This is a genomic window from Lysinibacillus sp. FJAT-14745 (genome assembly GCF_001275675.1).
Taxonomy (GTDB): Bacteria; Bacillota; Bacilli; order Bacillales_A; family Planococcaceae; genus Lysinibacillus.
The window spans coordinates 44,168-56,319 of sequence record NZ_LITM01000006.1 but is presented as its reverse complement, the minus strand read 5'-3'; the positions used below and the strand labels follow the sequence as shown (position 1 = coordinate 56,319).

Sequence of the window (12,152 nt, the reverse complement as noted above, 5' to 3'; positions counted from 1 at the left end):
CATCTTTCCACTGTCGCTGTTACCTTTCATAAACAATTCCCCCTATTCCCTCGGTAAATTCATTTACCATATTACAAAAATATACTTTTAAACAAAATAATGGTAATAAAGATCGTGCTAGTGCCCCATCTACGACCAATGGGAACACTTTGCATTCTCTCTATCGATTCCTCGAAGCTACGCATGCCTCTGTCTCTTAAATAGCTGTAAGATCCCACTAAGGAAAACAAATAATCCGCACAGATACAGAGCAGTATTGATTCCGATAAAGATGCCATCCGAGACTGTCATAGGGAAGAGTTCATTAAAAGAAGTGACTTTTTTAGCTAAACCCAGTCTGGTAGTAACAATATCAAACCCGCAAGCAACCACCCAAATAAAAATTCCAATTCTAATTCTTTTTTTCATTGTTATGCGCCCCCTTTTTGTTGAAAGATATTTACATGTGACTTCAACTCAATTAATCTTTCATACTATTCAGTATAGTTATTTTTTTACAGTATGTCCATAAAATTTTATTTGTACTATTAATAGGTAGATTCCACGACCTTTATAGTGAATACTCCTAAAATATGTAAAGAATTCACCTATCCAATTCTCCACTATGCCACGAGTTTTCTTTACGAAAGAAGTATTGCTAAATAATTCTCATTAGCAGGCGGTTTGATTTTCCCGTCGACTTTAATTTTTATATCTTTCCAAAATCGCTTTTCAATCCAGCCATTACCGACCATACGATTTAATATAGCTTTTATCACACATAATTTACTTTGCTTTGTAATGTCTTTTAAATCGCCTAATAATGTTATAAATCCGAATAATGTTTCCGTTGTTATTTCGTCTAAATATTCGATATTCATATTCGTAAATTGTAGTTGTAGTCGTATTCATTAATCGTTTGTTTGCGTATACTCAATAAGCGCATTAGTTCTTTAACGATGATTAGCGCCGAATATGCACTTATACGATTACCTTTTAAACGAACTGAAATAACTTCAATCATAACTGTTGGCACTGTTATTAACGGATCATTATTTCTGGTTATAGGATTAATCGTTTTTAGTTCGATCGGATTCATATTTTCTAAATCGAAAATACCGGTACGCAGCTTATTTTTACACACAAAAAGACCCCCTAACGAATCAGGTTCGTTAAAGGGTCTAAAATTCGGATATTCCGTTTTGTTTTATTCCTAATTCTATTTCGTTGTCAAATATCGCACAACTATTTCGCAAGCTTCCCGACTATTAGCCGAGACGATTTGATACGTCTTACTTGCTTGTCCCCAAAACATCATTCTCTTCAAGGAACTTCGTATTGAATTGCGCTGATTTGAAAACATCATTGTTCATTAATGCTTGGTGGAATGGAATTGTTGTATTGATCCCAGGACCAGATACCTCAAATTCGCTAAGCGCACGATTCATTTTCGCAATCGCTTCTTCACGTGTATTGGCATGAACAATTAGTTTTGCAACCATTGAGTCATAGTATGGTGGGATTGTATAGCCAGCATATACAGCAGAGTCAATACGTACACCGTAGCCACCTGGAGTTACGTAAGTATCTACAGTACCAGCTGATGGCATGAAGTTTTTATAAGCATTTTCTGCGTTAATACGGCATTCAATTGCCCATCCATTTAATTTAATATCATCTTGTGTGAAAGGAAGTTTTTCACCAGATGCAATTTTTAATTGTTGTTGTACAAGATCTACACCAGAAATCATTTCAGTTACTGGGTGTTCTACTTGGATACGAGTATTCATTTCCATGAAGTAGAATTTATCTTCTTGATAGTCATAAATAAACTCGATTGTTCCAGCACCTTCGTAGTTACAAGCTTCTGCAGCTTTAACAGCAGCGGCACCCATCTCAGCACGACGTTCAGAAGATAGAGCTGGAGATGGAGCTTCTTCTACTAATTTCTGCATACGGCGTTGAACTGTACAGTCACGTTCACCTAAATGTACAACGTTACCATAGCCATCCGCTAATACTTGGATTTCACAGTGACGGAAGTACTCGATGAATTTTTCTAAATATACGCCAGGGTTACCGAATGCTGCAGCAGCCTCTTTTTGCGTAATATCAATGCCTTTTACAAGGTCTTCTTCTGTACGAGCTACACGGATACCTTTACCGCCACCACCAGCAGTTGCTTTGATGATCACTGGGTAACCAATTTTAGCAGCCCATTCTTTACCTGTTTCAATATCTGGAACAATACCAGTACCCGGAACAAGTGGAACGCCTGCTGCTTCCATTGTTGTACGTGCAACGTCTTTAATACCCATAATTTTAATAGAATCAGATGAAGGTCCAATGAACTTAATGCCTGCGTTTTCACAAGCTTCAGCGAAGTCAGCGTTTTCAGATACGAAACCGTAACCAGGATGGATACCGTCTGCACCTGTTTTTTCTGCTACGCTAAGTAAAGCCGGGAAGCTAAGATATGAATCTTTTGATAGCTTTGGTCCGATACAATATGCTTCGTCTGCTAATTTCACATGTAATGCGTCTGCGTCTGCTTCTGAGTATACGGCAACAGATTGAATGCCTAACTCTTTACAAGCACGAATGATACGCACAGCGATTTCGCCGCGGTTTGCAATTAATACTTTTTTCATGGTTGTGCACTCCTTACTCAGCTTTTACAAGGAATAATGGTTGACCGTATTCTACTAATTCACCGTCTTTAACAAGTACTTCAACGATTTCCCCTTGAACTTCTGCTTCAATTTCGTTGAATAGTTTCATAGCTTCTACGATACATACGATTGTTTCATTACCAACTTTGTCTCCCACTTTAACGTAAGCTGGTGAATCTGGATTTGGAGATTGATAATAAGTCCCAACCATCGGCGATACAATTTTATGTAACGACGAGTCGTTATTTGTTGTTGATGCAACCGGTGCTTCTTCAGCTTTTACTGGTGCTGGAGTAGCTGGTGCTACAGGTGCAGACTGTTGTACAACAGGTGCAACTACTTCTTTTTTAGGTGCTACAGTTTCAGTAACAACAACACCATTCTTTTTTAATTTAACTTTTGCGCCATCTACTTCGTAAACGAACTCGTCAATTGAAGAAGAATCTACTAATTTGATAATTTCACGAATTTCTTGAATTTTGAACATTTCTAACTCTCCTTATGAAATAAAATCTACTACAAACACTATTCTATATTTTTTTCGAACAATTTGAAATACTTTAATGCAAATTAAGTAAATATGAACAAAATAAAAGGCTTTCCTTTACTAAACGAAAGCCTTTTCATTACGCTGATATATAACAATAGTTATCTAATAAACAGAAAATTCATCTTTTTCTTTCTATTTTTAATAGTTATTTGCGCTGAATTTTACTTGGACGTCATTTGCGCCTTCCATCTCTGTTTTTACCAAATAAATAATTTCATTTGCTTGAGCTTTTGATAGCTCCTCCGCCATAACAGTTACAGATACTTTATCACCATCTGCTTTTACAAACGCATCGGAGTAACCTGAAGATTTAATAAGCATTTCTAACATTGCTTCAGAGGATTCTTGTTTTATAAGGTTATCCATTTCATTATAAGCTTCACTTTTTTGTTCTGCTGTGTAATCTTTTGAACCGATCTTCTGTGTTAATTGTTGTTTAAGCTGACTTCTTTCATCACTAACTTGCATGCGCATTTCTTCAAATAAATGACTTGGAGAAGATACTTCCTTCGTCTCTCCCTCTTTCGTTGCTTGTTGATCTGTCACACCCGTTACCGCAGTTTGCTGTAATGAGTCATCTGTGAAAATAGTTAGTCCATTAAATTGTTTTGCTGGATCAACCAAATAATACACTGAAATAACCGCTACTAGACTTAATAATGTCATAAACCAAACTGTTCTTCTACGTACGCGCATTTACTTTTCCTCCTTATTTTCCATTGGAACGATAATAATTCGATGAATCGGCAATTGCATTACTTGACTAACGACCGCACGAATTTCGTTTTTAACAAAGATGTCTGCTGCTCCTTCTGAAACAATTAGCATCCCTGTTACTTCTTTCGTGCCTTGTTCAGTTCCTCGAAAATATTGACTGAATAGTTTATTGTCATCTTTTGCATCTGTCATATCTCCGTAATAAAAATAGACTTTAACCTCCCCAACACCTTTCATAGCCTTCAGTGTCTGCTCAAGTTTTGCTTCATTGGTCATCGGTGTTTCTTGCCCATTTGTTGTATTCGATTGATACATTGGTAAAATGATGAAAATTCCCATGGAGGCAGCGATAAGCATTAAGACTATAAATGACGTTGTTTTTTTTCGTTTCTTTTCCACATCACTTGTACATTGCCTCCTTTCATCTTCTCTTTTTCAAGTGTATGTACGCTTGTTTCCTCCTATGAATTGATAAATGGAATCTTTAATAGCAATTGCAAAAATACTAACGTAATAACAAGCTTTGTGAGTGAAATTATTTCTTTATCTTCTGTTAGAAACACAAATATCTGACAGATAAAGAGCATTGCCAATAAAAGAATCAATCTATCTCCCCCCAGCCATAACTTGCACAAAAACGATGAGGAATAAACAAGAAAACATAAATGAAAAAGCAATTAGAAATGATACAGCGCACAATGTAAATAGAGATTTACTAACATGATCAAGTAGTTTACAAATATCATCAAAAGCAATTGGTTCTAAAATAGCAGCTAACATTTTCAACGAATAGGCACTGACAACAAGCTGAACTGTTGGAATGAACGATACGGTAATAACCGCTATAAATGCAGAAATACTAGTAATGGAAGAGGAAAATTGTGTCATATGCTGGAACATCGAAAAACTATCTACTATAAAGGAACCAACAACCGGAATATTTTCCTCTATTAATTTTTTCACAGGCTCTGCAACAGCTGCGTTGACAGTAAATACCGCCACGCCACTCGCCGACATTAGAATGATGTAACAAATAACAGATGCAGAGACGATACTCATTATGGTAAAACGAATCAATTCAGCAATTCTCGTAAACGAAATTTCTTTAACAATGACACTGCAAACATCGAAAACAATGGCAAAAAGCACTCCCGGAATAAGCCATTTACTACTAATAATCGTTAAGACTTGTACAAAAAAAAGTAAAAAAGGCTGCCAAGAAGCAATCGCTGTGATACTGCTTGATAAAAGAAAGCTTGAAGTAAGGATGGGATAAAATGCAGTAAATATATGTGCAAGTCCCTGTGCTATTTCGTCTATTAAATTAAATGATTTCACAACGACTGGTCCTATTGTTGCAAGTACAATAAGAAAAAAAAGTATCCTTGTCCCTTTTTCAAATTCTGGTAATATCATATTGACAATCAAAATTATAATGACGTAGCCACATAAAATAAGCGTCATCTTCAGCAATAGAAAAAATGGATCTGTTAAAAACGAAAATATTTGCTCCAGCAATGTCTTCCGCCCCTTAGTTTAGCCGTTGTAAAATGGCCGACACCTCCTGTAAAACAGCCAAAAATTCCTTAAACCAGTACAACAAAATAACAATCTTGACCCCATCATAGACAATTTGCGCGAGTACTTTATAGCCTTGTTCTACAAGTAAAAAAGACACCCATTGCCCTATATAAAAAAGGCTAGCACTTACTACAATTGCTTTTGCATAAGGTAAAAAAGCTAATGTCTCAAGCAATTGCTTGATGAATGGCATTAAGAGTGTCGAAAACAACATACCGAATAGCAAAAACGAAAACATTACACTAATTAGCGCATGGAGTGGCCTTATGACTTCTTTAATAAGCAATAATAAAAGCAACATGACAACAGCAACGATGACAATTTCCATTTACCTACCCTGATGAGGTCAGCCATTGAAAGAATGTAAGGATTTCATTGAAAAATAGACGTAAAAATCGCAGTAATTCCGCTGTCATATATAAGTAGGCAATGAAAAATAGGAAAAATGAAAATTCTTTCTTTCCTGTTTGATCAAAGAAGACATGAAGAAGCGCAACTACTAGTCCCACTCCAGCGACTCTTAATACGTCTTGTAATTCCATTTCATACGCCCCCTCGTGTACAGCAATATATGTTGTTACCCGAAAAAAAAGACCTCTATACAGACGTATAGAGATCTTAGTATTTTTATGAAATTAATGATGCCTCGACATAATTGTAACTGACGCTTTGCTTTCGCTACAGAAAACATTTGCCGCTGTGGCTACGCTTCTTCTCAGATAAACAACGCGTCCGGAATCGGAAAGAAGTTAAAGTAGCTTTTCAATGATGCTTTTCACAGTACCTGGTTGATTCACTAAATAGCTCTTTTCACCCATCCACATCGATAAAAATTCGCCTTTGCCCTGTTTTGCACTTTCTTTACGAATTGTTGTAGTTAGATCATTTTGCAATGGATAAGGTGCTACAACAGCATTCTTCATACGTTCCGTAAAACCATTCACTAAGCCTCTTGCTGGTTTACCAGAAAAAGCACGAGTAATCGTCGTCTGCTGTGCTTTCGATTCAAGTAAGGCATTTTTATAGAGAGGTGAAATTTCACACTCATCCGCTACTAATAAGGCTGTACCGATTTGAACTGCTTGAGCACCCATTGCTAGTGCTTTGCTTACATCTTCCTTTGTAACAATACCTCCTGCAGCAATAATCGGTATGGAAATTTGTCCTACTACTTGCTGCAGTAAATCATGCAAATCAATTAATTGCATAGGTTCAGTGAAGGAACCACGATGACCACCAGCTTCCCCACCCTGAAGGACAACAGCTTGCATCCCTGCTTGTTCTACACGTTTTGCTTCCTCTAATGTAGTAGCTGTACCCATAACATAAACATTGTTGTCCTGTAAACGATGAATGACATCTGCTGAAGGAATACCAAATGTGAAGGAACAAATAGCTACATTTTCATCAAGAACAGCTTGTACTTGTCCTTCAAACACTTCCTTGGACATAACACTTTGTACAGGTGAAAGTCCTAGTTCATCATAAATCGGTTGTAAAGCCATTCGAGCTTTTTGAAGGACATCGATATCAATACGTGGCTCTTCCTGTACAAATAAATTAACAGCAAATGGCTTTTTCGTTAACTTTTTAACTTCCTGAATAAAGCTTTTCGTTTGCTCCCCATCTAAATAGCCCGCTCCAATCGAGCCTAAAATACCTTCCTCTGCACAGGCAGCCACAAATTTCGGCGTAGTTACACCAGCCATTGGTGCCTGTATTATTGGATATGTTGTCTCAAAAGTTGTTTGTAACATAGCATTCACTCCTTACCATTATTGTAAACAACTCTTCCAAATATGACCATATATCAAATGATAGAACCAAATTTTTATACTAGTAAAAAGGTTGCTATTTCTCTATCTATTGTCACAAAGTTCGATTGCGTTTGTATTTTATGTATAAATAAAAACCTACCCTTTTGTTAGCAAAGAGTAGGCTTGATATTGTTATTCATTACGCACGAGAAACGTAAGAAGCTTCTTCTGTATTGATGATTAACTTGTCACCTTGGTTTACGAAGAATGGCACTTGTACAATAAGACCCGTTTCAAGAGTTGCTGGTTTTGTACCACCAGAAGCTGTATCACCTTTAATACCAGGCTCTGTTTCTGCTACTTCTAACTCAACAGTGTTTGGTAATTCAACACCTAGCATTTCGCTTTGGTATGATTGAATATGAACTTCCATGTTTTCTTTTAGGAATTTTAATTCATATTCAATTGCAGCTGAAGCAAGTTCAGTTTGCTCATATGATTCTAAGTCCATGAAAACATGCTCGTCACCTTGAGCATAAAGGTATTGCATTTTACGGTTATCAATTTGTGCTTTTTCAACTTTTTCACCAGCACGGAAAGTTTTTTCGTTTACTGAACCGTTACGTAGGTTACGTAATTTAGAGCGTACGAATGCAGCACCTTTACCTGGTTTAACGTGTTGGAAATCTAACACGCGGTATAATTGGCCATCTACAATAATAGTTAGACCTGTACGGAAATCGTTTACTGAAATCATTTGTGTTCCTCCATAGTTTACAAAATAATAAGTTCTTTTGACGAATGAGTTAGTAGTTCATTACCTGTCTCTGTGATTAAAATATCGTCCTCGATACGTAAACCACCGATTCCAGGTAAATAAACGCCTGGTTCAATCGTTACGGCCATACCTGGCTCTAGCACCACTTCAGAACGCATCGATAAGCCAGGACCTTCATGTACTTCAAGACCAATCCCGTGTCCTAATGAATGACCAAATGCCGCGCCATAGCCTTTTTCTGTTAAGTAGTTACGTGCAATCGCATCTGCTTGAATCCCTGTTAAGCCAGGGCCTACCTTTTCAAGTGCTAAAAGCTGGGAAGCAAGTACTGCGTTGTACATATCCACTAATTTTTCAGATGGCTCGCCAACTGCCACAGTACGTGTAATATCTGAGATATAGCCATTGTACAGCGCTCCATAATCTAATGTAACAAAGTCGCCTTTTTCAATCACTTTATTCGTTGCAACGCCATGTGGTAAAGCTGAGCGAAGACCCGACGCAACTATTATATCAAACGAGGACTGAGTTGCTCCTTGTTTACGCATGAAAAATTCTAATTCATTCGAAACCTCAAGCTCTGTTTTACCTGGCTTGATGAAGTTTAAGATATGTGTATATGCGTGATCAGCAATTTCACACGCAACCTTAATAATATTAATCTCTTGTTGCGTCTTAATCAAGCGAATTTTTTCAATTAGCCCAGAAATCGGTACTAAATCTGCTTGAATTTTGTTTTTATACAGCTCATATGTGCCATAGCTAACAGTATCTTTCTCAAAGCCCAATAATTTGATACCCATGTTGTTTACTTGCGTTGCAATTTCTTCAATGATCGTCGCCTCATGCTTGACAATTCGGAAGTCCTGTACTTGCGCAGCCGCTTGCTCTGTATAACGAAAATCCGTGATAAACACAGCATCATTTTGAGACACAATCGCTACACCCGATGTCCCTGTAAAACCAGTCATATAACGACGGTTGTATCCGTTCGTAATTAAAATGCCATCGATACTTTGCTCCTGAAGTGCCTTACGTAGCTTTTGTAATTTCAACATAATCAATTCTCCCTCTCGATAAATGTGCGTAGTGCCAGTTCATAGCCTTTCGTACCTAGTCCACTGATTTGACCAAGGCATGCCGGAGCGAGATAAGAATGATGACGGAAAGCCTCACGTTTATGGATATTTGAAATATGTACTTCTATAACCGGCACAGAAATTCCTGCAATTGCATCATGTAACGCGATGCTTGTATGGGTATATGCACCGGGGTTAAAGATAATACCATCATATTTTTCGTCCTCTGCTTCATGCACCCAATCAACAAGTACTCCTTCATGGTTAGATTGACGAAACTCGACAGTGGCACCTAAAGACGCCGCAAGATTCTGAACATTATTTTTCACATCTTCTAATGTCTCATAACCATAAATATGTGGCTCTCGTTTACCTAGCCGATTTAAGTTAGGTCCATTCAAACATAATAACTTCACGCATACTCGCCTCTTTCTATGTACTTGCCATTATTTTATCATACAAGACACATACAGCAACTAATTTCCTTTTTGTGCTGTGTGCTCTTTCTGATGAAAATTCGCAGTTTCAAGCAAGAAACGTAATAGACAAATAACGATGACTATGAAAGGGATTGATAGTTTTTTAAAGGAAGAAGATTGTAAAGGCAAATCAAGAACAATCCATTCTAATGTGATGGACAAAAAAAGGCCGAGCAAAAAAGAAGTTAGCACAGCTGGGATAATATAGACATATCTCAATGTAATAAATAATAAAAATCCAATAAAAAATAAGACTAGGATGAGAAAGCTCCATTGAAATAGTTTTGAACTACCTTCAAATATATCCCACTTCTTATAAAAACCTATTGGATTCCATTTAATGAGTTGAAAGTATTGAAATCCCTTTAAACACAATGCTAAAACAAGTGCACTGACGAGCGATGTAATACTAGCTACTTTCAAGCAAAGTCCTCCTAACTTGTACCACGAGTTTATTTTCAAACGTTAATCATTTCCTAAACTGTACGATTAGTGTAACCATATAGAAATTTTACTATGCGTAACTCTAGAGGTTTTTCGCTAAATTTAGTACAATGATACAGTTGAAATATATAAAGAGAGTGGTGTTAGCCTTGAGCAATTCACCTGTATACGGGGGACAAGCACAATTAGAGGGTGTAATGTTCGGAGGAAAGGAACATACGATTACTGCTATTCGCCGTAACGATGATTCCATTGATTATTATCATTTTAAAAAAGTTCAAAACCCTATTTTACAAAAGCTTAAAAAAATTCCATTGGTACGGGGCGTTGTAGCACTGATTGAATCAGCTGGCTTAGGCTCTCGCCATATGCAATTTTCAGGGGACCGTTACGACGTTACACCTGGCGAAGAAGAAGATCATAAAGAGGAAGGCTCGAGACTTCAAATGATTTTAGGAGTTGCAGTTGTAGGTATTCTTTCCTTTTTATTTGGTAAATTTGCCTTTACATTAATTCCTGTATTTATTGCAGATTTTTTCTCTAGATGGATAGAGGGCAAAACCGGTCAAATTTTACTGGAAAGCGGCATTAAGCTATTTTTACTACTTACCTATTTATATTTTATATCTTTAACTCCGATAATTAAACGAGTATTCCAATATCATGGTGCAGAACATAAGGTTATCAATTGCTATGAAGCTGGTATGGACGTAACAGTAGAAAATGTACAAGCACAATCACGCTTACACTATCGTTGCGGTAGTAGTTTTATGCTATTCACTGTGTTTGTAGGCATGTTTTTATATTTCTTCGTACCAACTGATCCACTTTGGTTACGCCTTTTGGACCGTATTCTATTAATTCCAGTCGTTCTTGGTATATCATTTGAAGTACTTCAAGCGACAAATGCATGCCGTAATATTCCCGTGTTACGCTTCCTTGGCTATCCAGGCTTATGGCTCCAATTACTGACAACACGTGAGCCTAAGGATGAGCAAGTAGAAGTAGCTATCGCATCCTTCAATATGCTGCTTCAAGTTGAACAGCAACCAGAAATCGCAGCTACTTTAAATCATGATTAAAAATTAAAGAGCAAGTCCAACTAAATGCATCAGTTGGACTTGCCTTTTTTTATAGTTTTTACAATGACTGTACAGAAATTATTTGCTGCTTTGCTTTCTCGTATTCTTCTTCCAATGTTTTGATTATTTCACGAACCGACTCCCGCATGACAATATTGGTAATGCCATGTCCGGCAGACCAAATGTCTCGCCATGCCTTGACATTCACGAGATGTGTTAAATCAATGTCCTCTCTTGGCTTCAATGTCGCTGGATCAATGCCCTCCTTCAATAAGGATAGAATTAACACATTCACATGGACACCGCTAAAGGCATCTGTATATAAAATATCAGAGGTATCACTTTCAATTACCATATTTTTGTACTCTTCAGGTGCATTTCCTTCATTACAAGCTAAAAAACGAGTACCCATATAGGCATAGTCTGCTCCCATTATTTGAGCAGCTAGTACGTCTGCACCGCTAGAGATGGAGCCCGATAAAATGATGGTCCCCGTAAAGAATTTCTTTACCGCAGAGATAAAGCCAAATGGGTTCAATTGTCCGCCATGCCCACCAGCGCCTGCACAAACAAGGATTAGTCCGTCTACACCTGTGGCGGCAGACTTTTTAGCATGTTTGACGTTCGCAACATCTGCATAGACCTTCCCTCCATAGCCGTGCACAACGTCCATAACTCTCTTTGGATTACCGAGTGACGTAATGACAATTGGTGGCTGGAATTGTTCAATTAACTGTAAATCTTCCTCAAAGCGTGTATTCGCTACAGGATGACATATTAAGTTGACTGCCCATTGCTTAGTAGGTAGTGCCTTTTTTATTTCTTCAAGCCACTCAGCACAAACTGAAGCGGGTCTTGCATTTAATAACGGAAATGAACCGATAGCCCCTGCTCTACTAGCCTCAATAACCATTTTAGGGTTAGAAACTAAAAACATCGGAGCTACTATAATTGGCAAACTAGACATACACTCTCCCCCTTTATACTTAAATATTTCGAGAAATTTCCTGAAAATCCTACTAAAAAAAAATCAA

The 12,152-nt window shown here is 37.4% G+C and carries 18 protein-coding genes; 1 reads left to right on the top strand and 17 read right to left on the bottom strand.

Translation table 11 applies throughout. The features are described 5' to 3' along the window. Nucleotides 1–177: 177 nt before the first annotated feature. From AMS59_RS10445 to AMS59_RS10375, 16 genes are all read right to left on the bottom strand, one after another. Nucleotides 178–408 (bottom strand): hypothetical protein, encoded by a 231-nt coding sequence (locus AMS59_RS10445; RefSeq protein WP_053483694.1) that lies wholly within the window; start codon nucleotides 406–408, stop codon nucleotides 178–180. Nucleotides 409–620: 212 nt separating this feature from the next. Continuing rightward, complete coding sequence (locus tag AMS59_RS10440) at nucleotides 621–860, bottom strand: hypothetical protein (protein WP_053483693.1); 240 nt, start codon at nucleotides 858–860, stop codon at nucleotides 621–623. Next, the gene (locus AMS59_RS10435) at nucleotides 857–1,123 is read right to left on the bottom strand and encodes a hypothetical protein (RefSeq protein WP_053483692.1); all 267 of its coding nucleotides are present in this window, start codon (nucleotides 1,121–1,123) and stop codon (nucleotides 857–859) included. Before AMS59_RS10435 ends, AMS59_RS10440 begins: the two co-directional genes overlap by 4 nt. Nucleotides 1,124–1,271: 148 nt before the next feature. Next, complete coding sequence (gene accC / locus AMS59_RS10430; RefSeq protein WP_053483691.1) at nucleotides 1,272–2,630, bottom strand: acetyl-CoA carboxylase biotin carboxylase subunit; 1,359 nt, start codon at nucleotides 2,628–2,630, stop codon at nucleotides 1,272–1,274. Between the two features lie 13 nt (nucleotides 2,631–2,643). Continuing rightward, nucleotides 2,644–3,138 (bottom strand): acetyl-CoA carboxylase biotin carboxyl carrier protein, encoded by a 495-nt coding sequence (gene accB, locus AMS59_RS10425; protein WP_053483690.1) that lies wholly within the window; start codon nucleotides 3,136–3,138, stop codon nucleotides 2,644–2,646. A 201-nt stretch (nucleotides 3,139–3,339) separates the two neighbouring features. Further along, on the bottom strand, nucleotides 3,340–3,897 hold the full coding sequence (locus AMS59_RS10420) for a SpoIIIAH-like family protein (RefSeq protein WP_053483689.1): 558 nt from the start codon (nucleotides 3,895–3,897) through the stop codon (nucleotides 3,340–3,342). Beyond that, complete coding sequence (locus tag AMS59_RS10415; RefSeq protein WP_053483688.1) at nucleotides 3,898–4,317, bottom strand: hypothetical protein; 420 nt, start codon at nucleotides 4,315–4,317, stop codon at nucleotides 3,898–3,900. It abuts the gene before it with no gap. A 62-nt stretch (nucleotides 4,318–4,379) separates the two neighbouring features. Continuing rightward, nucleotides 4,380–4,523, bottom strand: a complete 144-nt coding sequence (locus AMS59_RS25800; RefSeq protein ID WP_199777723.1) for a hypothetical protein — start codon at nucleotides 4,521–4,523, stop codon at nucleotides 4,380–4,382. Nucleotide 4,524: 1 nt separating this feature from the next. After that, complete coding sequence (locus tag AMS59_RS10410) at nucleotides 4,525–5,436, bottom strand: stage III sporulation protein AE (protein ID WP_053483687.1); 912 nt, start codon at nucleotides 5,434–5,436, stop codon at nucleotides 4,525–4,527. Nucleotides 5,437–5,449: 13 nt separating this feature from the next. Further along, nucleotides 5,450–5,827, bottom strand: a complete 378-nt coding sequence (locus tag AMS59_RS10405) for a hypothetical protein (protein WP_053483686.1) — start codon at nucleotides 5,825–5,827, stop codon at nucleotides 5,450–5,452. 4 nt (nucleotides 5,828–5,831) lie between these two features. Continuing rightward, nucleotides 5,832–6,041, bottom strand: a complete 210-nt coding sequence (locus AMS59_RS10400; protein ID WP_012295089.1) for a hypothetical protein — start codon at nucleotides 6,039–6,041, stop codon at nucleotides 5,832–5,834. A gap of 207 nt (nucleotides 6,042–6,248) precedes the next feature. Beyond that, on the bottom strand, nucleotides 6,249–7,256 hold the full coding sequence (locus AMS59_RS10395) for a nitronate monooxygenase family protein (protein ID WP_053483685.1): 1,008 nt from the start codon (nucleotides 7,254–7,256) through the stop codon (nucleotides 6,249–6,251). A gap of 199 nt (nucleotides 7,257–7,455) precedes the next feature. Continuing rightward, the gene (efp, locus tag AMS59_RS10390) at nucleotides 7,456–8,013 is read right to left on the bottom strand and encodes an elongation factor P (protein ID WP_053483684.1); all 558 of its coding nucleotides are present in this window, start codon (nucleotides 8,011–8,013) and stop codon (nucleotides 7,456–7,458) included. Between the two features lie 17 nt (nucleotides 8,014–8,030). Next, nucleotides 8,031–9,092, bottom strand: a complete 1,062-nt coding sequence (locus AMS59_RS10385; protein WP_053483683.1) for a Xaa-Pro peptidase family protein — start codon at nucleotides 9,090–9,092, stop codon at nucleotides 8,031–8,033. 2 nt (nucleotides 9,093–9,094) lie between these two features. Beyond that, nucleotides 9,095–9,529 carry a type II 3-dehydroquinate dehydratase gene (aroQ, locus tag AMS59_RS10380; protein ID WP_053483682.1) on the bottom strand — a complete coding sequence of 145 codons (435 nt, stop codon included), beginning with the start codon at nucleotides 9,527–9,529 and terminating at the stop codon, nucleotides 9,095–9,097. A gap of 60 nt (nucleotides 9,530–9,589) precedes the next feature. Next, nucleotides 9,590–10,015, bottom strand: coding sequence for a hypothetical protein (locus AMS59_RS10375; RefSeq protein WP_053483681.1), 426 nt, complete (start codon nucleotides 10,013–10,015; stop codon nucleotides 9,590–9,592). 170 nt (nucleotides 10,016–10,185) lie between these two features. On the opposite strand from AMS59_RS10375, the gene AMS59_RS10370 reads away from it, so the two are divergent. Then, complete coding sequence (locus AMS59_RS10370; RefSeq protein ID WP_082337459.1) at nucleotides 10,186–11,118, top strand: DUF1385 domain-containing protein; 933 nt, start codon at nucleotides 10,186–10,188, stop codon at nucleotides 11,116–11,118. A gap of 58 nt (nucleotides 11,119–11,176) precedes the next feature. Here AMS59_RS10370 and AMS59_RS10365 read toward each other — a convergent pair whose 3' ends face one another. Next, nucleotides 11,177–12,085 (bottom strand): nitronate monooxygenase family protein, encoded by a 909-nt coding sequence (locus AMS59_RS10365; RefSeq protein WP_053483679.1) that lies wholly within the window; start codon nucleotides 12,083–12,085, stop codon nucleotides 11,177–11,179. Nucleotides 12,086–12,152 lie beyond the last annotated feature (67 nt).